Here is a 21,654-nt window from a genome sequence, read left to right on the forward strand (position 1 = left end):
GCCCCTTACGATCCGTGCAGATCGCAAGAGGCCCTGTGTGTATAATGACAATGCCTTCTCATCTGCCAAATACCCCGAATTGAAGGCATTGTAGGAATTAGCACCATGACATTTGGATGCAGCACTTAACTGAATTCAAACCGGTTGCCGGGCTTCATCGGGCCTATCCCTCCGCCGCTCTCGATAAGATAAAAGTATGAAGTTATATATTCCGTATCCTGTCAGAAGTTAATGTATGCCTAAGTATATTCAGTTTCGAGTTTTTTGTCAAAGGTAAGTTTTTACGAACGGGCATGTCCGGATTTCAGGCCTGAGGCCGCTTTATTCTTGTGCCATTGTTCATTACCGTACCTGTATGCGGCAGCCAGAGATTGGCATACCATCTCCAGGCTCTGCTTCAAATCCTCCAAATGGCTGTCGAGATCCTCCAGACGAATCTTGTCATGCAGTCCCTGGTGACGCTGCCAGAGATCGTCCGTCATCTCCGCATTCATGTAATGGATCTCAGCGTTGCGCCGCTTGCGCAGATTCTCTACCGGCTCCCGGTAGGAGTTCCTGATTCGCTCCAGTTCGTCCGCCAGCGGATGGTGCGCCTGAAGCAGCTGAAATTGCCGCAGCACCGTGAAGTAAGAGAAATGCACCTTCACCTTGGCGGTATTGAGATTGTACAGATTATTCAGCACCGTGCCCAGCTTGTCCAGCAGCGAGAAGACACGAATGAAGCCATCCTTATAGAAATACACATATCTGGCGTACTCCCCCTGCTCGGTGGACGACATATCATCCATATAACCGGCAACCACTGACTTTCGGAAAAAGGCGGCTGCGAACCAGCTCTGCTCCAGCTCATCCAGGGAGGAGATCAGGCCGCGCGTCCAGATTTCCAGCTTGCGGTATTCATGGTCATGGTCTTCATGTGCCGCCATCTCCTTGCGCAGCATGGAGGCAGCCTTCGCCATGGACTCCATAGCTTCAGCCAGCACACCGCTGTTCACGCGGGGCGGCTCTCCCAATAATGTCCGCAGCATATTTTGACCCTCCTTAAAGTTCACTTTTACACTAGAGGAAAATAACGGTTCCAGTTGCGGTCTACCCGCTTTGCAATATCCTCGCTCGGAGCCAGCTCCTCCGGGTATCCCGGCTTCATCCGGGCATCTATAATGATCGGCAGCGTATAGCTGACAGTGCCGCGGTGTACCTGGGCCGCCGAATAGATATCATCCGCCGGATTGAAGCGGGTGAATACGCTCCACAGGAATGAGGTCTGCGTGCTTACCGCTTCTTCCGCCTGATCGACCAGTACAATCAGCGGCCAGGCGGTCTCCCTCTCCTTGAAGACAGACACCAGCCGCTCCGGCAGCTCCGGGTCCTCTTCATAGGATGCACCGGAAACGGCTAAACATCCTCCGCAATAAGGCACAGCGGCGGTGATTGATGGAAGCAGACCCTCTGTATACGTCCTTGGCAGCTGACGGACCGGACTGCCGAGGCCCGCCATCACCGCTTTGCTGCCGTGATTCAGCTTTCGGCCGGTATAATCCAGCGTATCCATGGAAGTATTGGCAAAGATCGTCAGATCCGATTGCGGGTTGAAGCGCTCAAGCACCGTTTCGAGCAGCTTAGGGAAATCGGTCAGCTCCACCTGAACATTTGTCAGCAGCAGGAATTTGGTTAAGGAGAGCTGGCCTTCCCCCAAAATACGAAACGCTGACACCATATACTCACGCGGATAGCTTTCCCTCACAACCGCTGAAGTCAGTGAATGTGAACCCGATTCGGAGTAGGACCATAAGGCTTTGACCGAAGGAATCAGCAGAGGATAGGCCGGAGCGAGCAGCCGCTGCAAATAATCCTTCAGATAATAGTCTTCCTGGCGCGGCTTGCCGGTGATGGTCGCCAGGAAGATGGCATCCTTGCGGTGCCACATCCGTTGAACATGCATGACCGGGAAATCATGCTGCATGGAATAGTAGCCGGACTGGCTGCCATACGGCCCTTCCGCTCTCCGCTCCAGCGGAGACACACGCCCCCGGATGGAGAACTCCGCCTCGGCCGGAATCTGGTGCCCGCCCAAGGGGTCCTTCACCATGGGGAGCTTGCCGCCCAGCATCAGCGAGGCCAGCAGCAGCTCTGGAATCCGTTCCGGGACCGGTGCCACTGCCGCAGCAATCAGGGCCGGCGGTCCGCCGATGAAGACAGACACCGGCAGGGTCTCGCCGAGAAGCTCTGCCTGCGAATGATGGAAGCCGCCGCCCTTATGAATCTGCCAGTGGATGCCTGTGGTGCTGTCGTCATACACCTGAATCCGGTACAATCCGAGATTATGATCCTTCGGGTTGGTGATATTCTCCGTATAGACCAGAGGAAGCGTGATGAACGCCCCGCCATCCTTAGGCCAGGCTGTAATCCGGGGCAGCTCCTTCAGAGGGTCACTGCTGCTGCAGACGCCGAGCACCGGAGCCTCTCCTTGCGGTATATTCTTGGTGCCTGCCCTCAGCAGCTCAAGCAGCACCGTCTTTTCCCGCCATACGCCGGCGGCGGAAGGCGGAATCAGCTGCTCCATCGCCGTTGTCAGCGACTTCAGCAGCTGCTCCGGTCTTGTCCCAAAGGCTTTGTTGACGCGCCGGACTGTACCGAACAGATTCGTAGCAACCGGGAACGGTGTTCCTTGCACGTTCGTGAACAGCAGTGCCGGGCCTTCCTCCTGCACCACCCGGCGGTGAATTTCGGCAAGCTCCAGATAAGGATCAACAGGCGTATCTATCACTGCCAGATCCTTATCCCTGCGGAGCTGCTCGATCCATTGTCGTAAATTACCGTAACGCACTATAGCCTTCCTCCTCAAACAGGACGTTATGCTTATCCCGTCCACCGTTGCCGTATGCTTATCACTTGCTGCTCCTGCCAGCTCCGCTTAATTGCCAGACCCTTACACTCATGTAGCACAGAACCCCGAAGAGCCCGGAGATCAGCACAATATGAGACATCGCAGCAAATATGTACAATTTTTCATTATTCAGTGTGTATACCACAGCCGCTCCGCTGAATACCTGCATCAGGCATAGCAGAACTGCCGCTACTCCCAGAGCCCTCAGCTCAGGCAGCTCCTTATACTTCCAGAAGGCCAGATGCCCAAGCATAGCCGTCAGCAGGAAAAGAATCGCCGCCGCAATCCGGTGCACGAATACGATCCCTACTCCGCCGCTCATCTCCGGAATCCATTGTCCGTTACACAGCGGCCAGCCGGAGCATCCGCCCTGGGAGCTGGTGTGGCTTACATAGGCCCCAATGTAGACAACGATATATGAATATACTGCAGTAACCCAGGTTAAGTTGCGGAAGGCTGGGCGGACTTTGGGACTTCCCATGCTGAGACCCGCTCCTGGGGAGAATGTCCACCGGGTCCCAAGCGCCAGCATCAGCGAACCGGCGAAGGCGATCAGCGAGAAGCCCATATGCAGGGCCATAACCGCAGCCGACTGCGACTTCACTACTGCAAGCGCTCCCATCCCGCCTTGAACGATGACGAAGATCAGGGTCAGCAGGGCATAGGCCAGCAGATCTTTACGGTGCCTGGCATAACGCCAGAAGGCAACCATGGAAGCCAGGGACAGCAGGCCAGCCAGGCCGCTGAACAAGCGGTGGGTATATTCAATCAGAGAGCCGATCGTATAGGCTGGAATCAGCTTCCCGTGGCACAGCGGCCACTGATTTCCGCACTCCAGTCCCGAACCGGTCTTGGTCACCACAACCCCGCCGAACAGCGCCATGAACATAATGAGACAGGTCAGATAGCTGAGCCATTTTAATTGAAGTGTCGTCAATAATATCACCCGTATTGTATAGGAATGAGTAGCGTCAAAGAATAGAAAAAAAGCACCGCTTCTGCTCGGATAGGGCGAAAGCGGTGCTGCGGAATTACTTGTGAATGCTGAGATAAACGTCCAGCGCCGTATCAAGGAACTTCTCAATTTCCTCCCGGGACTTCCGGAGCTTGTTCACAAACCGGACCAGTTCCCGTCCATCAGTGTACGCGACAAAGCTAGGAATGCCCAGTATATTCTGTTCCTGGCTGACATCGCCTACGGCATCGACATCCACTTCGACCAGGGTAAGACGCTCAGCATATTTCTGTTCCACATCAGGCATGAACGGATCAATAAATTTGCAATCCACACACCAATCTGCCTTGAAGACTGCCACCGTCAGGCGCGGAGACTGAATTGCTACCTGGAACTGGGCAGGCGAGCTGATTTTGTCCATCAATTGACCATTCCCTTCTATCAGAAAGTTCCACACGAAGCTTGCTCTTTAAGTGAATCAAAATGTACGGAATAAGTCAAACAATAATGACAAATCAAGACAATAGTCATATCATTATTCACCAGCGCGTACACGGGCCGGCTGCAATTTCATCAGAGGACCCAGCACCTTGCGCAGCGGACGGGGATAACCGGCAATCTCCTGGCTGCTGAGTACGCCCAGAATAATCAGGAGAACCAGATAGACGATCACGACTGCCGCTCCAACTACCAGACAGGTAATCAGGAAGGCCAGACGGGCCGGCATCAGCTGAGTCATCAATATACCTGCTTCATTAAGGCCATAACCGATTCCCCCCGAAGCCAGGACCGCAATGGAGAAGCCTCCCCAGCGTTTGCCGAGAATGGCGAAGGGGACGATTTTTTTGAGCATCCGCAGATTAAGCAGCGTTATGACAATGAAACACAGGGCTGTGGAGCCGATAATGCCATAGATGCCGAACCACTGGCTGAACAAGAAGTTAGAACCAAACTTCACGAGGATACCAACAAGCACGTAATACATGGATATCCGCGATTTGCCCATTCCGAGCAGGATCGAGTTGGTAGTCATCATCGTAATCTGGAAAATAGTACCGAGCGTCAGCATCGCCACAATACCGCTGCCGTCCAGAGTTTTGAACAGCAGGCCATTAACGGAATAGGCAGCCACGACCAGTGAGAGCACAACCGGTGTGCCGGTCAGAATGGACACCCGCATGGCCAGTGTGATCTGGCGCTGCAGGTGCTGCTCATCTTTGCGGGCAAAGGCGGCAGATATAATCGGAATCAGCGATGCACTTAGGGCGATCGACAATACCGGAGGAATACCGGCAACGCTCTGTGCACGGCTACCGAAGATACTTAGGGCCCAGGTAGCCCGCTCCATCCCGATCTGACCGCTAAGCAGCGGTACAATAAAAGAAGTATCAATAAAGTTCACTACAGGCACAGTAACGGAGGATAATACAATCGGTATGGACAGCTTGAAAATATCCTTGTAAATCTTCAGAAGAGGCAGACGTGCTTCACTGGATTCATAAAGAGCAATCTTCTCCTCGCTGTTGCGCAGCTTCCTGGCATAATACAGCATCACGCCGAAGGCGCCGATACTGCCGAGCACACTGCCGAAGGATGCACCTGCCGCCATCCAGGTGTTACTGTATCCCTGGCGCAGCAGAATGAACGCAAGCAGAATGGCCGTGGATACCCGGGCAATCTGCTCGACAATCTGTGAAATGCCCCCGGCCATCATATTATTACGGCCCTGGAAATACCCGCGCATCATCGCGATTGCGGGGAACAACAGCAGCGCCGGAGCAATCGCCCGGATGGCCAGCGTACTCTCGGGAACCTTACTGTATTCTGCATAATACGGAGCGGCTATGTACAGCGCCACACTCATAAGCACACCAACAATTGCAGCAAAGATGAGAGCGGCCCGGTACACCTGCTGCGCTTCATGCGGGCGGTTCAGCGCGTAACGCTCGGACACCATTTTACTCAGTGTGCTGGGTATTCCGGCTGTCGCCAGCGGCAGCAGCAGCAAATATACATTATTAGCGATCGTAAATGATGCATTCCCTGTTGTATTGAATAGATGCTCCAGCGGCACCCGCTGGGCAAGCCCGAGGACACGTGCCACCAGCGCGGCGGCTGCCAGAATAAGCGTGCCTTTGACAAAGGATTCTTTCTTGGTGGACAAACTGTTTCGCCTTCTTCACAATAAATTTAAAACCGCCCGATCCAGATAAAGAAGAGGACGACCATAACAATCTGCAGAACAATCTTGACGACTGTACTGCTGAATAGCCCCAGCAGAGCGCCGAAGCTGACCTTCACCGCTTTGCCGGCCTTCTCGCCGGCAATCAGCTCGCCGATGAAGGCACCTACGAACGGGCCAATCAGCAGGCCAAACGCCGGAATCACAAATGGGCCGGCAATCAGACCGATGGTGCTGCCAATGACGGAGGCGCGGGAGCCGCCGAACTTTTTGACGCCCCAGGCCCCGACCACGTAATCGGCAATGAACAGAACAACAACGATCAGCGTCTGGGCAATCCAGAACCAGGGACCGAAGGAGTCGAAGGAAAAGAACCAGCCATATACAAAGAAAGCCAGGTAAATCGCAAGCGCCCCCGGCAGGATCGGATATACCGCCCCCGCCAGCCCGATTGCGAACAAAGCAATGATCAGAATCCAGCCCAGAATTGTCAATTCCCTCAACTCCTTAAGTTTGTTTCGATAGGTAAACTCATGTGATCTGGAATTCTCTAATGGTGTCGGTCGTAACTGCGGTGAATTTTGGCTTCCGGCCGCTGTTGTCACCAGATTTCTTAATTTAGTTAGCGGTGGAAATCCGGTGACAAAGGCGGTCGCTGACGCTCCTACAGCTCAAACTTCCCCTCCGTTACTCCCACGGTCATTATCTTTTCATGTATTACGTTAAACCTTTCCAAACCACTTTACTCGCCTCTCAGCCTAAGCCTGCTTGGATATGCGTCCGGCCGAGGTTCCGGCCTCTGTGAGGATGTACTTCTGGATCACTTCCGCGATCCCGTCTTCGTTGTTCGAAGCCACAACCGCATCCGCTTCCTGCTTAACAGTTTCCTGCGCATTGCCCATAGCCACTCCGAAGCCGGACTGCTGGATAGCTGCCAGGTCGTTGAGGCTGTCGCCTACGGCAACAACCTGGGACATGTTAATGCCCAGCAGCTTGCAGACTTCAAGTATGCCTGAAGCCTTGTTGACGCCCAGCGGATTAATCTCCAGGTTGAACGGCGAGGAGTTCGTGATCTCCAGCCCGCCCAGCTCCTGCAGCCGCATAAGCAGCTTATGACGGATATCGTTATCCTCGGTGGAATAGCCGAATTTCAGCCATTCTCTGCTGTCAATCTCCCCGTCCCAGCTATCCCGGTTGTACACTTCATCTACGGAGTAGGCCCAGAACCAGATATCGAATTCTTCAGCGATCTTGTGCATCTCTTTGACCAGTTCTACATCCATCAGGGACCGGCGGTACAGCTCATGAGGCGCACGCCAGACTTCACTTCCGTTGACCATAATCATCGGAGTATTCAGGCCAAGCTGTTCTGCATAAGGCATCGCACTACGCGAGGAGCGCCCGGTAGACAAGCAGACATGTACACCTGCCTCCATCGCTTTTTTGATCCATTCTACCGTAAGCGGGGTAATCTTCTGTTCGTCGTTCAGTAGGGTTCCATCCATATCCAAGGCTAGCAGGCGGTATTTGGCAGTCATTTGCCACCCCTCCATTCTTGGTTGCTCTTTCGTTTGAAGGCAACCGTATATTTGGTGTTCTCGCTAATCCATGTCCATCTTGACTATAATATCATCAGTTTGTTGCCGGAGTATTACCGGAAGTGTCACCGGAAGCAGCGCCATCATTTGGGTTCGCTGTTTTCAGGCTTTTCTTAGGCACACCGTCCAGCCCGTATTCCCAGTCATAAGCGTCGAAAATTTTACGTGCAACCGGAGCGGCACTATTAGAACCGAATCCCCCTTCCGGAATGACCACAGCGACCGCTAACTTAGGATTATTACGCGGGGCGAAGGCAATAAATACCCCGTTATCGCGCAATTGCCCTTTTCCCAGCTGCTGGGATGTACCTGTTTTGCGGGCAAAGTCATAAGGAAAATCGTTGAAGGCGGTAACCTTACTGTTCATGCCCTTTTTAATTTCTCTCCAAAAGGACTTGTCAAAGGTCGTCACTTCATCCAGAACCTCGCGCTCAAACTGCTTGACTACCTTGCCCTCTGAATCCGTGATCTTGCTGACAAGCTGCGGCTTGATCCGCACCCCTTCATTCGCAAGCGTCGAGGCATACTGGGCTAGCTGCAGCACCGTATAACGGCCCTGCTGTCCGAAGGAGGCATAGACCAGCGCGGCTTGCGCACTGCCCGCTGCCTTAGTATCTGTGTAGTTGATCTGTCCCAGGTATTCATTAGGGAGACCGCTCTGCGTAGATACGCCCAGGCCGAATTCCTTCATATACTTATCCCAGATATCAATGCCCTTACCCTTGTAATGCTCATAAAGCTTCTTGCCGATCATATCCACCATGAACACGTTGGAGGAATCTTCAATCGCCTTAGCCGGACCCATCCGGCCGTATACGTGACCCGAGGAATTGCGGACAGAGGATTTATCATCCTTACCGAAATAGGCTATCCCTTTGTCAGTGTACGTAGAGGAAGTGCTGAAGAAGCCTTCATTCAGACCAACCAGTACCGTCAGCGGCTTAATGGTGGAACCGAGCAGCACCGTGGAGCCGAATCCATGACCGGACAGGCCCGAAGAATACGGTGTGATCGTCCCGTTCTGGTAATTGCCCATGATCTTGTTCCAGGTGTCCGAATCCAGCTTCTCCGCTGTCCAGACATTGGTATCATAATCCGGCATACTGGCCATGGCCACGATATTGCCGGTATCGACTTCCATCGCCACCGCGTAGCCTGTCTTGGCGTCAGGATGAGTCTTGCCCTGTACAGAGTTGCGGTGCAGCCAATTAATCTGTTCGGTGATGGCCTGCTCCGTCTTAAGCTGAACATTCTTGTCAATCGTCATCCAGATATCATTACCCTTGACAGGCGGCACAACCTCTTCCACCTTCTCGGCCATGTTCTGCGGATTCACCGAGATGACCTGATAGCCGTTCTTGCCGCGCAGCTCCCGCTGATATTGCAGCTCCAGGCCGTCGAAGCCGACGAATTCATCGTCTTTATAATTCAGGCCGGGATCTGCGCTGATCTTCTTCATCGCACTCTGAATATTCTTGTAGATGTTGAGCGTGTTGGAGGATTTGAAGGGCTTGATATACCCGACCGTCTGCACGGCAACGGTATCCTTGTCATAATGACGCACGCCTTCTTCTACGATCTCAAGGCCGGGGAATTCGCTTTTATGCTCCATGAAATAAGCGATTTCCTTGGTGGTCAGACCGGTTTTGATCTTACGGGCCATATAGCCCGAATATTTCTTGAAATATAAATCCAGAGAATTAATCACTTCATTAACAGTCAGCTTCTCGCCGTTCGGGTCGCCATATTCGTCAAATTTCGCAACCAGATTATTCGCCAGTGCATACGCATTGGCCCTGGCCTCCGGCTTCAGCGAGCTGATTCCCGTCGCCTTATCCAGTGCCTTGGCTGTATATTCCTTAGTAAGCGTAACATACAGCGTTTGAACGGAGGTGGAGTAGGCAATTTGCTCGCCTGCGGCTGCACGGATGCCTCCACGGATGGAGGCAAGGGGTACACTTTTGGTATCCCGGCTGGTCTCCACCTCGGTCAGCGTGGGTCCTTCCACAAATTGAATAACTGCGAGACGAATAATAATGACACAAAAAATAACAAACGTGCTGAAGAAAAACACGTTAAGCCGCAGGCCAAGCGAGCTCTTGCTGTCCTTCTCTTCCGGGGGGGAGGCCTGCTTTCGGAAAACACCCACAGTTTTTCACTCCTCTACATCAAAATAAACCGTTTAGTCCACCCTTGACTCGGGCACATTCTTCTTAGGCACTCCATCCAGGCCATACTCCTGGTCATAGGCTTCAAAGATTTGGCGGGCTACCGGTGCTGCACTGTTCGCCCCAAAGCCGCCTTCGGGAATAATCACAGCCACCGCAAGCTTAGGATGCTCACGCGGAGCATAAGCAATGAATACCCCATTGTCACGGGTGGCCCCGAAGGCTTCCATCTCAGACGTTCCTGTCTTGCGGGCGAAGTCATACGGGAATCCGTCAAACGCCTTAACCTTAGTATTCATCCCGCGCTTGATCTCCTTCCAGTAAGAAGGGTGAAACGAAATGCTGTCCAGGACTTCCCGTCCAAATTGCTTAACCGTCTTCCCATCGGGATCTGTAATCTTACTGACGAGCTGGGGCTTAATCCGTACGCCTTCATTCGCAAGTGTTGCCGTGTACTGGGCAAGCTGCAGTGCGGTGTATTTCCCCTTCTGACCGAAGGAAGCATGGACCAGCGCCGCCTGAGTAGAGCCTGCCTTCTTCGGATCAAGATAATCGGCAACTCCGGCACTTTCACCGGGAAGCCCGCTTTGCGTAGACACCCCAAGCCCGAATGCCTTCATATATTTGTCCCATATGGCAATACCTTCTCCCGGATACTTCTTGTAGAGGGCATTTCCGACCCACTCTACCATAAAAGCATTCGAGGACTCCTGAATAGCCTTCGCCGGACTAAGCGGGCCCAGGACATGGCCGGAGGAATTCCTCACCGAGGAGCTGTTATCCTTACCGAAATAAGCAATCCCTTTATCCATGTAAGTATCGCCGGTAGTGAATAAGCCTTCTTCCAGACCGATAAGGACACTTAACGGCTTAATCGTGGAACCCAGGTAGATCAATGACTTCAGCCCGTTGCCGGAGACACCGGAGGAAATATCGTTAATCGTCCCGTTTTGATAATAGCCCTCAATTTTGGCCCACACTTCTGGCGGCAGCCTCTCGGCATTCCAGACATTCGTATCATAGTCCGGCATATTCGCCATTGCCACTACATTGCCTGTATCGACTTCCATCGCAACGGCATAGCCGGTGATCGCATCCTTATGAAGCTTCCCCTGTACAGGGTTGCGGTGCAGCCAGTTGAGCTGATCCTTAATCGCCTGCTCCGTTCTCATCTGTACATTCTTGTTAATCGTCATCCAGATATCGTTGCCCTTGACGGGCGGGACCAAAGCTATAACCTTCTCGGCCATATTCTGGGCATTCACAGAGAGGGTCTGATACCCGTTCTTCCCTCGAAGCTCGCGCTGATATTGCTGTTCTAGACCATAGATGCCGACGAACTCATCTTCCCTGTAGCTAAGCCCCGGGTCCGCATCCGTTTGTTTCATGGCGCTGCGGATATTTTTGTATACATTATAATCCTCTGTAAAACGGAATTGCTTCATATAGCCTACCGTTTGGACGGCCACCGTGTCCTTGTCATAATGGCGGATACTCTCCTCCACAACAGATACTCCGGGATAGCGCTGCCTGTTCTCCATCAGATGGGCGACTTCCTTCATCGTAAGACCGGTCTTGATCTTGCGCGGGACATATCCCAGCGACTTCTTGTAATCAAGGTCCAGCAGCAGCAGGATATCCTCTTTGAGCAGCTTCTTCGCAGAGGGATCACCATATTGTTCAAACACGGATGACAGCCCTGCCGCCAACGCCTTCGTATTCGCCTTGGCTTCAGCGGTCGGTTCATATAAGCCGGTCTTCTTATTCTTGACCTTCGCGGTGTATTCTTGGGTTAATGTAACGAATAATGACTGTATCGGTGTGGAATGTGCAATGTCTTCCCCGCCCGCCGCGTGAATAGTCCCCCGGATCGCCGCAAGCGGAACATCCTTGGTCTCCCGGCTGGCCTCCACCTCGCTAAGCTCGGGACTCTCTACAAACTGCAGTCCCGCAAGCCGGATCATCATGATCACAAAAATAAAAAAAGTGCCGAAAAAAAACAGATTTATGCGTAAGCTCAGGTAGTTGGTGGTCTCTCCATTGCCCGGGCCGGAGCCCGTTTTACCGAACCATCTCACAGCAAGTCCTCTCCTTGTATGGTTTGCAGTGCTGCTTATGTGTCAGATCACGGGCAAGAACTTACCCGCTGTTATTGTACCATAGATACGAGAGCGTCCGCTCCTTCTCAGAGGATGTTCTCCTTGATATGTGTGGAGTCGAAATCCCCCGGATTGAACCAGTCGCCGCTGCTGGCCCAGGTGGAATCGAGCGGAATCCAGGCTGCGCTGCTGCTGATATAGACCTCATTCCAGGCATGCGGTCCATAACCGCCTTGACCGTCATAACCTTTGCCGGTGACGACACGCACCTGAAGCCCTTGCGAGCGGGCCATCATGGCATAGAGCCGCGCGTAATCAATGCATACTCCAAGCCGCGTATCCATCGTATCCTGCGGGGTCTGCTCATGCCAGATTCGTCTCTCTTCATAATTCTCCGCCTTGGTATAGTCATAGGCAATGCGTGAGCCTACCCAGTCATAGAGCAGCCTGGCCTTCTCTTCATCGCTGCTTGCTTGTCCGGCAATCTCTGCAGCTGCACCGGCAATATCCACCGAAATATCGTGGTCAATCACCTCATATTTGCGCCGGAGAATATCACTCATCTCGGCGGCCACGGCCTTGGTCAGCACCGGGAGCTTCCCTCTGACCTGTTCACCGGCCAGCGGCTCAAATACCGCTTCCGCACTCTGGCTATAGACCGGCGACGATTGGACATAGCGGCTGAAGCCGCTGTCCGGGTTCAGAGCGACACTGATGAACAGAACAAAGACCAGCACCAAGGCGCGGGTAAGCCCTGCGGCGGTGCCGAGCACTGCCCCGACAAACCGGCTGGCGCCTGTGATCCGCCCCGAACCCCTCCCGGACTGGCGCGGCAGGCGGAATGGCAGCAACAGGAATAACAGACCCAGCAGCAGACGAATTAAGCTGTAGCACAGCAAGAGCAGCAGCAGGAACCGCACCACTGGTGAATTCGCCAGAACGGAGGCACCGGTATAATATAGCTGTTGCCATTGGCTTAGCTTGTCCTCAGGCGGAGTAATGCCGGATGCCCAGTTCCCGGCAGCAGGCGAGAGGTACACGGCTGCCGGAATCGCCATCACCAGCGAAGCTGCTGCAAGCACTCCTGATCCAAGCATGCCGAACAGCCCTCCGGCTGCTCGGCGGAAGCCCCGGCCCCAGCCCTGCAGCGCAGAGAAGAGGACCACCAGCAGAAGAAGAATGGAGATGATATTGGCTTCACGAAGACTTTCTATCCAGCTATTCAATGGATCACTCCTCCTTCTGCTGCTGCAGGTAATCCTGAGCCAGCTGCACTGTTACTTGCCCGCCTGCTTCCGGGCTTCGTCGATGAAGGTCTTGGTTGTATCCGTAACGCTCCACTTCCCGAGGCTGACTCCGCGGAAGACCACTTCTACCTTGTCCTCTGCGGCGGAGCCCTTCACCTCAAGATTAGGAGTAGTGATGGTGAAGGTGCCGTCACCGCCAGAGGTATAGACCGCCTCCTGCGCTTCTTTGAGCATGACCTCCTGCGCCTCATTCTTCAGCGTACTGACCGTCCCGTCCGCCACTTTGTTAACGGCATTACCGATCTGGTCCATGGTTACTCCGCTATAAATGAACAACCCCACAACAATAACGACGACGATAGCCCATTTCAGCATAGTCTTAACGATGTTAACGACTGCGAACAGCAGGACAAGCGCAATAACGATAACAAGCCAATTCTCTCTGATAAACTGTGACCACACTTCCGGATTCATCAATTTCACAACACCCCAATCGCAAATTTCGCCACTCCGGGACGCTGTCCCGTCAGACATTTCATTAATATTAATTATTATACATGAATGACCCTTATAATTCATGGTTGCCGGAATGCAGAACCGCATACAGGGGCTGGCCAAGAAAATGGTATAAGCCCCCGCTGCCGCACGTAAAGTACAAGTAGGCTGTTCCCTCTGCTGGAATCCGTTCCGTCATCAGCGGCTGGCCGCTAATCTGGAGGTGTTATCCGTGAAAACTGCAATGTGGCTGTACCTCTTCATGTTCCTGGCGTTCTTCGATTTGCATGCCCAGTATCCTATCCTGACACCCTTTGCCATGTCACTGGGAGCGGGCCCAGCCTTTATCGGCTGGATGATGGGGATGTATTCCCTGACCCACCTCCCTGGCAATCTGCTGGCCGGTGTGCTTGTAGACCGCAACGGCAGCCGCCGCTATATCGTGTTCGCCCTTACCATAGCAGGGTTGATCCTGCTCTTGCAGGCCCATGCCCAGCTGCCTTGGCATCTGCTCGTGCTGCGGGCGGCGAGCGGGTTCGCGCTGGCCTTCCTCTCCCCTGCCTGTATGACCCTCTTGGCCTCGCTCTCATCTGATCCTGCGACCCAGGGCAAATACATGTCAGGCAACGGAATTATCCACACGCTGGCTTCGGTGGTCTCCCCTGCCGCTGGAGCCTTCATCGTCGCCAAAGCCGGTTATTCCGGCACGTTCAGTACATTAGGGTGGCTCCTGATCTTCACCGGTGTGATGGCCTTCTTCAGTGTGCCGAAGCATAATCCGGCCCTGGCCCTGCATAAGCCTGCACTCCCGGATAAGGAGAAACTACAGCCCGGGCTGGCCGCTACCGCCCAGCCTACCGTCTCCAGACGTTATTATCTGCTGCCCTTCTTCGTCTCCTGCTCCCAGGGCGTACTGTTCTTCGAGCTTCCGCTGTCACAAGGACAGGACGGAATGGTCTCCACCGGAATTCTGCTCTCTCTGCTCAGCCTTGGGGCGCTGGCGACCCTCTGCCTGTTCTTCCTGAACCGCTTCTCCCCGGGCATCCGGATTGCCGCTGCCCTGCTGGGGATGGCTCTCTGCTTCTTCACCCTGGCTGCCTTCCGCAGCATCCCGGCCGGAGTGGTTCTCTTCCTGCTTGGTTCAGCAAAAGGGGTGTTATTCCCGGCAATGGCCTCTCTCTTCATCAGTCTGGGCAGCGCAGGCCGGCTGGGCCGCACCTTCTCGCTGCAATCCATTGCCATGTCCCTCGGGGCCTTCGCCGGACCTGTAGCTGCCGGGCAGCTAAGGGAGTATGTCTCCCCCTACTTCATCGCCTTCGTGCTGCTGATGACAGCTCTTATGCTGCTGCCTCCGGGCAGATCAGGCCGTCTCTCCTCCTACGCTCCCGGCTGGAACAGCCCTGCCGCCTGAATGCGACATTTCCCGGGGAATGAATACATATTGTTCCGCCACGCTGTTAAAAATAGCGCAGCTTAGGTACAATATCGTCATAACAACTAAGATCCGGGGGGCTGATTGCATATGTCCATCACCATTATTGTCGAAGGCAAGAACGACCGCAGCAGACTGAGGCGGCTGCTTGAACCAGAGGTCGACATTCTATGCACCTTCGGTACGCTGAATACCCTGAAGCTGGAATCCCTGCGGAATACCATCCGGGACGGGGAAGTCTACCTGTACATGGACAATGACAGCTCAGGCAAAAAAATCCGTGCAGTCCTGCGTGACGCCTTTCCCGATGCCGTTCATATGTATACCCGCAAGGGTTATGCCGGCGTGGAAGGGACGCCGGATGAATATAACATCACCCAGCTGGAGAAGGCCGGACTTGATGATTTCATTATTTACCCCCAGCCGTATCCGCAGGGAATAGAAGGATAATTCATCGCATGAAGCATATACATTCTTAACCTTTCACCACAAAACGAGGGTGTCCTGTGCAGCAGCTCCACTGCTCCACGGACACCCTCGTTTATTGCGTTCCTGTGCTATTCACGGGCCAGCTTCTTAACCGTTCTGGCCAGAAACTCCGGTGTTACATTCTCCGTATCCCCGGCATCGTACAATCCCCGGAGCCGGTTGTTCTTGTCCACCAGGCCAATGAGGTTCGCGTGGGCGAAATCATCCTTGCTCGTGCCGTAGATCAGCACCTTGAAGGACTCCGCTGCCAGCTTGCGTACCTGCTCCTGATCCCCCCGCAGGAAATACCAGCCATTATAATCGGCATGAAACTTGTCGGCGAAGGCCTTGATCGCTTCCCTTGTATCATTCTTCGGATCAAAAGAAATCGAGACGAATTCAACGTCTTTACCGAAGCTGCCATCCTTAACCAATATATCCTGCGTCTCTGACAGCATATAGGTGGTAATCGGACACACATCGGGACAGACCGTGAAGAAGAAATAGACCAGCCTTGCTGTGCCTGCCGTATCCGCCAGACTGATCTGCTTCCCGTCCACATTCTCCAGGGAAAAGTCCTGTACCTGACCGATGACCGGCAGCTTCTCACCTCCGAAATCAAACGATTTGACTGCCAGATAAACCGCCATAATCACTGCAAGCAGCAGCAACAGCCAGGTCCATTTGTAACGTTTCAAGGTCTGCACAGGACGCCCTCCCCCTCTATCCTAAGAATGCTTACACGTGAATGGTATTCAGCACCAGGGCAATCAGACTTAATGTCAGATAATTAATGGAGAAGAGGAAGCTTTTCTTCGCCCATACCTCATCATCCTTTGCCTTGAATCCGATTAGAGTTAAGTAGAGCCAGCCCACTGAGAGGGCCAATGATACAACCAGATAATAAACACCTGCATAATCATAGGCATACATCAGCACAGGCACCGGCAGCAGCAGCGCCACATAAGGAATCATCTGGAATTTGGTGCGGCGTGTCCCCTTCACAACCGGAAGGAGCGGAAATCCTGCAGCCCGGTACTCCTCCTTGCGGCGGATGCCAAGTGCCCAGAAATGGGGCGGCTGCCACAGAAAGAGCATTGCGAACAGCAGCCAGGCTCCGAGATCCACTGTTCCTGTAACAGCCACATAGCCGATGACAGGAGGCATGGCCCCCGAGATCGCACCTACCGAGGTGCTCCAGGTAGAGGTTCTTTTGAGCCAAAGGGTGTACACTACAACATATACGAACATGCCGACTATGCCGAACAACCCGGCAAGTACGCCGCAGAATGCGAACAGCACGCCCAGCCCGGCAATGCCGAGTCCAATGCCATAGATAAGTACCGTTGTCGGCTTCAGTCTTCCTGTAGGCAATCCGCGTTCCCGGGTCCGTTCCATCTTCATATCCAGATCGCGGTCAAAATAATTATTGAAGACACAGGCTGAAGCCATGACCAGCATGGTACCGAGCAAAGTCAGAATCAGACGGCCATACTGTACATCCCAGCCTGATGCCACCCAGTAGCCTGCGAATGCCGCAATCAGATTGGAGCGGATAATGCCGGGCTTCGTAACGGTAATAAAGTCACGCCAGCTTGCACCTTCCGGTGGAGACTTGGCAGACATTGATGCGGAATCAGAAGAAGCTTGATATCTCAATTGATTGTCCACGTATCGGGTTCCTCCTTCTAGGGAACTTCTAACACTCCGCTATTAACTTTATCATAGCAAACTGGGAAAGACTTTGACAATGATTGACCATGATGTTCATTAATTCGACAATTACGTGACAATATTTATTTCCCCGTCCGTAAATAACTGAGCCCAATAATGGGTAGTTATTAATAGAGAACTTCCGTACAAAGGAGATCTGACTAATGGATACTGCCACACATTTTGTTATGGGACTTGGACTTGCAGGTCTGTCCTTCGTCGATCCGCTCGTCGCTTCGAATGGAACGCTTGCCGGAGCAGTGATGGTAGCTACTGTACTGGCTTCTCAAGCACCGGATGCCGATACCGCCCTGCGTCTGAAGGATAACGCGGTATATATCCGCAATCACAGGGGGATCACCCATTCCCTGCCCTTTTTACTGCTGTGGCCGGCGTTGATCACAGTAGTCATCGGGCCGTTGTTCGGATTCACGGACCTGAGTACCTTAAGCCATATTGCGCTCTGGAGCTTCATCGGCGTTGCCGTCCATGTATTCTCCGATCTGTTCAATACCTACGGGACTCAGGCTGCCCGCCCGTTCACCGAGAAATGGATCGCCTGGAACATCATCCATATCTTCGATCCGTTTATCTTCGGCAGCCATGCCGCGGCGATTATTCTCTGGATCAGCGGAATGGTGCCGCCCGCTCCGCTGTTCGTTACCTTGTATGCCTGCATCGTGTTGTATTACATTTGGCGTACCCTGGTGCATGCACGCATTACACGCAGCATCAAGAACAAGGATGTTCACCACCATGCAGGTGACCGTTATTATGTGATCCCCACCATTTCGCCAACGCGGTGGAATGTGGTCAAAGCCAAACCGGACGGCAGCTACAACGTAGGGCTGCTGAACAGCGGACGGCTGGAATGGTTTAAGCATGCGGTGTGCTCCACTCACCCCGCCGTCGAGTATTCCAAATCCCATCCGGATATCCAGTCCTTCCTGTACTTCACCTCGTACGCCGTAGCGGAGGTTGAGGAGCTGCCCTCTGGTTATATTGTACGCTGGGGAGATGTCCGTTATTTACACCGTAAGCAATTCCCGTTCGTGGCGGTCCTGGTAATGGACCATGAGTATAGACCGCTGAATACTTATGTCGGCTGGCTAAGCAGCGAGAAGCTGGACGAGCGCTTCGCCATTGATCCGGGAACAGTCAAGCTGTAGGAAGTTTTTTGAAGACAGATGGCATCTGCCGGAGCAGATGCCATCTTTTTAATTACGTTAACCCTAAAATACATAAACTACCTGTTCCAGCAAGAAAATGAGTCAGCCTTGCTATGTAGTCAGAGGCCAAGCTCAGATGTTGTAAATATTGCAACACTGAATCGTGATACTGGGCTAGTTGTATGGAATGTTGCATGAATTGCAGGAATTTCTTCGCTCAGCTGCTTGGAGGAGGAAGAGTGCTGCCTTTTGTGCAACATTTTTTGATTAGCGGCGATTTATTAATGGGAATGTTGCAATTTGTGCAGGATTATCTAGCTCATATGATATATTATAGGCTATATTTACCGGGGAGCCATTCTCTTGACGCCCCCTTGACGCCCGGGTCGGCATAAGGCACAATCACAATAAAGCGGTTACAGCGCAAGCATGTATTTACCCACCATATTTACTTACTATATTCACTTACATTCAAACTGATAATCCCGGAGTGCTTCCTGCACCCCGGGATTCACCTAACGCTATTGCAAACAGAAAGGAAGGCTGGAACATATGGGTAAAGGTCTGTCACTATGGTTCGCCTGCTCTTCAATTCTATTACTCACAGCAGCTTCCATCTCGATCAGCTATAACATTTGGCTGGCACTGCTGCTCGGCGCGCTGTGCGTGCTCAACATCGGCTGGGGCTTCATCGTCAAAGCCAGGCTGAGACGCAAGGCGGAGAGCAACCAACCTACCCCTTAACTTAGGCGGGCAGGCAGGAAGCCCATCCGTTCCTTCACGCCCTCCAGCGTCCGTGCGGCATTCATACGCGCATTCTCAGCACCCTGAGCTAGAATATTGCTAAGCATCCCTGAGCTGCGGATGTCCTGGTATCTTTGCTGGATCGGCTCAAGCAGGGCTACGACTACTTCAGCCAGCTCTTTTTTGAAGCCGCCGTACATTTGACCTTCATACTGGTCGGCAATCTGCTGCAGGCTCATTCCCGAGCACTCGGCATAGATGCTCATCAGGTTGCTGATCTCCGGCTTACCCGCCTGGTCGAAAACGACCTCACGTCCGGAATCCGTTGTAGCCCGGCTGATCTTTTTGCGGATCACATCAGGCGGGTCCAGAAGATTGATTCTGCTGCCGGGATTAGGATCGCTTTTACTCATCTTCTTGGTGCCGTCATCCAGGGACATGATCCGCGCCCCGACTTCTGGAATGTAAGGCTCAGGGATCGTAAAGAATTCACCGAACCGGTGATTGAAGCGTCCCGCAAGGTCCCGGGTCAGCTCCAAATGCTGCTTCTGGTCTTCGCCTACCGGTACCAGATCCGCATTGTAGACCAGAATATCGGCGGCCATCAACGACGGATAGACGAACAGACCTGCGCCCACGGATTCTTTACCTGCCGACTTATCCTTGAACTGTGTCATCCGCTCCAGCTCACCCATAGCAGTAAGAGTCGTCAGAATCCAGCCTAGCTCGGCATGCTGCGGCACGTGGGACTGCATGTAGACATGCGCAATGGACGGATCAATGCCTGCGGCCAGATACAGGGCGGCTACCGATTCCGAATTCTCGCGCAAGGCTGCGGGGTCCTGGGCTACCGTAATGGCATGCAGATCGACCACCATGAAGTAACATTCGTATTCCTTTTGAAGCTTGACGAAATTCTTGATTGCCCCGATATAATTACCGAGTGTGAGTGAACCGCTGGGCTGTATGCCCGACAATACTTTTTTAGTCATCCTCTTATCCTCCATCATCATTAAATGTCCGCTAGCGCAAAGAACGCAAAAAGGCCCCACATCCGCAAGGGACGTGAGACCGTGGTACCACCCTTATTCGCTGCCTGGAGTCCCCGGAGGGAACTTACGCAAACAGCCTTGGCTTCCGTTAACGGGGAAGAGCCGGCCGGTCTACTTGAGGCCTATGCAGCCTGTTCGATCGCGGCGCTCGAGGGTCCATTCAGTCAGAGGTGCACCACCGGTTCACATCAGCCACCGGCTTTCTGGAGGTACAGTCCATGCTTACTTGTCCCTGTCATCACATTGCCTGTATTTCATTGATGCCTCCATCATAGAGCGAGCCGGAGAAGTTGTCAAATCGCTAACCTCTGCCGGATAAATCTGGTATGATAAGGGTATTCGTGTGTATGTAATTCTGATTACAGCTTATCAAAGGAGCATATCTCTTATGAAACAGGTGACCAAAGGACAGTGGAATGGTTATGATACGTATATTTTGCATAGCCGCGAACTGGAAGTCACACTTCTGCCCCGGCTGGGTAATAACGTAATTTCATTATGGGACCGCATTATGGAGCGGCAAATCCTCCGTCAGCCGGATGAGAGCGACCTGGCTTCCTATATGCAGAAACCTTATCACTTCGGCCTGCCGCTCCTGGTGCCGCCAGGGCGTATACGCGGCGGGAGCTTCGTGTTCGACGGCACAAGCTATCAGTTCGACCGGAATGCGGGAGAACATCATATTCACGGATTGCACCGCGCCCAGGCCTGGTGTGTCAGCGATATTGAAGAGGACGAGGAAGGCTGTGCGGTCACCACTGAATTCATAACCACGGATGATCCGGAGTGGATCAGACAATTCCCCGAGCCGCTGAAGCTTGAAATGACCTTCCGTCTGCAGGATGACCGGCTCCAGCAGACGCTCAGGGTCACTCATCTCGGCACCAAGCGTGTTCCTTTCGGCGCAGGCTATCATACCTGGTTCATGCTGGACGGAACGCCCTCACGCTGGAATGTTACCCTTCCTGCCGAAGCTGTCTGTGAGCTGAGTGAGGAACTTCTACCTACCGGACAGCTATTGCCGCTTGGTGAGCTGGAGGTCCTGCCTACCCGCCTGAATCTTCAAGGTGCGGACCTGGATACCGTCCTGCGTATAGCCGAGCGCCAGCCTGCTGAGGCTGTACTGCTGCGGGAAGATGGCTACGGGCTTCGTTATTCATCCGATCCTGAGTTCTTCCGTCACTGGATTCTCTATACCAAAGGCGAAGCTGACCAGTTCCTGTGCATTGAACCGCTCACCTGCCTTCCGGATGCGCCTAATCTGCAGCAGGACGCTTCCCTCACCGGGCTGATCACGCTTGAACCCGGCCAGACACTTGTTCTGGGTAATACCCTGCAGATGATCTATCCGAAATGATAAATTTCATATAATTACCATCCTATAAAACTTTAAAAACCGTGCATGAATTCTCCCCCTCGCGCTCATACTATCTTCACAACGGGCG

19 protein-coding genes and 1 riboswitch are annotated in these 21,654 nt (G+C 53.2%); of the genes, 5 read left to right on the forward strand and 14 right to left on the reverse strand.

All coding sequences use genetic code 11. The features are described from left to right. Positions 1–55: 55 nt before the first annotated feature. A riboswitch (SAM riboswitch) is annotated at positions 56–190 on the reverse strand. Between the two features lie 91 nt (positions 191–281). From ACFSX3_RS21440 to ACFSX3_RS21490, 11 genes are all read right to left on the reverse strand, one after another. After that, on the reverse strand, positions 282–1,028 hold the full coding sequence (locus ACFSX3_RS21440) for a Cthe_2314 family HEPN domain-containing protein (protein ID WP_209993165.1): 747 nt from the start codon (positions 1,026–1,028) through the stop codon (positions 282–284). Positions 1,029–1,054: 26 nt separating this feature from the next. Next, the gene (locus ACFSX3_RS21445; protein WP_209993166.1) at positions 1,055–2,827 is read right to left on the reverse strand and encodes a UbiD family decarboxylase; all 1,773 of its coding nucleotides are present in this window, start codon (positions 2,825–2,827) and stop codon (positions 1,055–1,057) included. A gap of 61 nt (positions 2,828–2,888) precedes the next feature. After that, complete coding sequence (locus ACFSX3_RS21450; protein ID WP_379313264.1) at positions 2,889–3,833, reverse strand: COX15/CtaA family protein; 945 nt, start codon at positions 3,831–3,833, stop codon at positions 2,889–2,891. A gap of 85 nt (positions 3,834–3,918) precedes the next feature. Further along, positions 3,919–4,263, reverse strand: coding sequence for a thioredoxin family protein (locus ACFSX3_RS21455; protein ID WP_036722030.1), 345 nt, complete (start codon positions 4,261–4,263; stop codon positions 3,919–3,921). Positions 4,264–4,377: 114 nt separating this feature from the next. Beyond that, positions 4,378–6,006 carry a putative polysaccharide biosynthesis protein gene (locus tag ACFSX3_RS21460; protein ID WP_209993168.1) on the reverse strand — a complete coding sequence of 543 codons (1,629 nt, stop codon included), beginning with the start codon at positions 6,004–6,006 and terminating at the stop codon, positions 4,378–4,380. Positions 6,007–6,032: 26 nt separating this feature from the next. Then, the gene (locus ACFSX3_RS21465) at positions 6,033–6,518 is read right to left on the reverse strand and encodes a DUF456 domain-containing protein (protein WP_209993169.1); all 486 of its coding nucleotides are present in this window, start codon (positions 6,516–6,518) and stop codon (positions 6,033–6,035) included. 264 nt (positions 6,519–6,782) lie between these two features. Then, positions 6,783–7,562 carry a Cof-type HAD-IIB family hydrolase gene (locus ACFSX3_RS21470; protein WP_209993170.1) on the reverse strand — a complete coding sequence of 260 codons (780 nt, stop codon included), beginning with the start codon at positions 7,560–7,562 and terminating at the stop codon, positions 6,783–6,785. A 94-nt stretch (positions 7,563–7,656) separates the two neighbouring features. Beyond that, the gene (locus tag ACFSX3_RS21475) at positions 7,657–9,771 is read right to left on the reverse strand and encodes a peptidoglycan D,D-transpeptidase FtsI family protein (protein WP_209993171.1); all 2,115 of its coding nucleotides are present in this window, start codon (positions 9,769–9,771) and stop codon (positions 7,657–7,659) included. A 33-nt stretch (positions 9,772–9,804) separates the two neighbouring features. Beyond that, the gene (locus tag ACFSX3_RS21480) at positions 9,805–11,868 is read right to left on the reverse strand and encodes a peptidoglycan D,D-transpeptidase FtsI family protein (RefSeq protein ID WP_339220104.1); all 2,064 of its coding nucleotides are present in this window, start codon (positions 11,866–11,868) and stop codon (positions 9,805–9,807) included. 107 nt (positions 11,869–11,975) lie between these two features. Continuing rightward, positions 11,976–13,115 carry a transglutaminase domain-containing protein gene (locus tag ACFSX3_RS21485; protein WP_209993172.1) on the reverse strand — a complete coding sequence of 380 codons (1,140 nt, stop codon included), beginning with the start codon at positions 13,113–13,115 and terminating at the stop codon, positions 11,976–11,978. Positions 13,116–13,166: 51 nt separating this feature from the next. After that, the gene (locus ACFSX3_RS21490) at positions 13,167–13,610 is read right to left on the reverse strand and encodes a hypothetical protein (RefSeq protein WP_036722049.1); all 444 of its coding nucleotides are present in this window, start codon (positions 13,608–13,610) and stop codon (positions 13,167–13,169) included. 253 nt (positions 13,611–13,863) lie between these two features. On the opposite strand from ACFSX3_RS21490, the gene ACFSX3_RS21495 reads away from it, so the two are divergent. Both ACFSX3_RS21495 and ACFSX3_RS21500 read left to right on the forward strand, forming a co-directional pair. Continuing rightward, positions 13,864–15,042: an MFS transporter gene (locus tag ACFSX3_RS21495; RefSeq protein ID WP_209993173.1), complete on the forward strand. Its 1,179-nt coding sequence runs from the start codon at positions 13,864–13,866 to the stop codon at positions 15,040–15,042. Between the two features lie 111 nt (positions 15,043–15,153). Beyond that, on the forward strand, positions 15,154–15,513 hold the full coding sequence (locus ACFSX3_RS21500) for a DNA primase (RefSeq protein WP_209993174.1): 360 nt from the start codon (positions 15,154–15,156) through the stop codon (positions 15,511–15,513). Between the two features lie 107 nt (positions 15,514–15,620). On the opposite strand, the gene ACFSX3_RS21505 is transcribed toward ACFSX3_RS21500, so the two are convergent. Then, positions 15,621–16,238, reverse strand: a complete 618-nt coding sequence (locus tag ACFSX3_RS21505) for an SCO family protein (RefSeq protein WP_209993175.1) — start codon at positions 16,236–16,238, stop codon at positions 15,621–15,623. A 31-nt stretch (positions 16,239–16,269) separates the two neighbouring features. Continuing rightward, positions 16,270–17,202 carry a heme o synthase gene (cyoE, locus tag ACFSX3_RS21510; protein ID WP_209993176.1) on the reverse strand — a complete coding sequence of 311 codons (933 nt, stop codon included), beginning with the start codon at positions 17,200–17,202 and terminating at the stop codon, positions 16,270–16,272. 206 nt (positions 17,203–17,408) lie between these two features. On the opposite strand from cyoE, the gene ACFSX3_RS21515 reads away from it, so the two are divergent. Further along, positions 17,409–18,413: a metal-dependent hydrolase gene (locus ACFSX3_RS21515; protein ID WP_209993177.1), complete on the forward strand. Its 1,005-nt coding sequence runs from the start codon at positions 17,409–17,411 to the stop codon at positions 18,411–18,413. Between the two features lie 552 nt (positions 18,414–18,965). Continuing rightward, positions 18,966–19,157 (forward strand): hypothetical protein, encoded by a 192-nt coding sequence (locus ACFSX3_RS21520; RefSeq protein WP_036701722.1) that lies wholly within the window; start codon positions 18,966–18,968, stop codon positions 19,155–19,157. On the opposite strand, the gene trpS is transcribed toward ACFSX3_RS21520, so the two are convergent. After that, on the reverse strand, positions 19,154–20,149 hold the full coding sequence (gene trpS / locus ACFSX3_RS21525; protein ID WP_209993178.1) for a tryptophan--tRNA ligase: 996 nt from the start codon (positions 20,147–20,149) through the stop codon (positions 19,154–19,156). The genes ACFSX3_RS21520 and trpS overlap by 4 nt on opposite strands. Before the next feature lie 448 nt (positions 20,150–20,597). On the opposite strand from trpS, the gene ACFSX3_RS21530 reads away from it, so the two are divergent. Further along, positions 20,598–21,566 (forward strand): aldose 1-epimerase, encoded by a 969-nt coding sequence (locus ACFSX3_RS21530; protein WP_209993179.1) that lies wholly within the window; start codon positions 20,598–20,600, stop codon positions 21,564–21,566. Positions 21,567–21,654: the final 88 nt, after the last annotated feature.

Source organism: Paenibacillus rhizoplanae, from assembly GCF_042684125.1.
Classification (GTDB): Bacteria; Bacillota; Bacilli; order Paenibacillales; family Paenibacillaceae; genus Paenibacillus_AQ; species Paenibacillus_AQ rhizoplanae.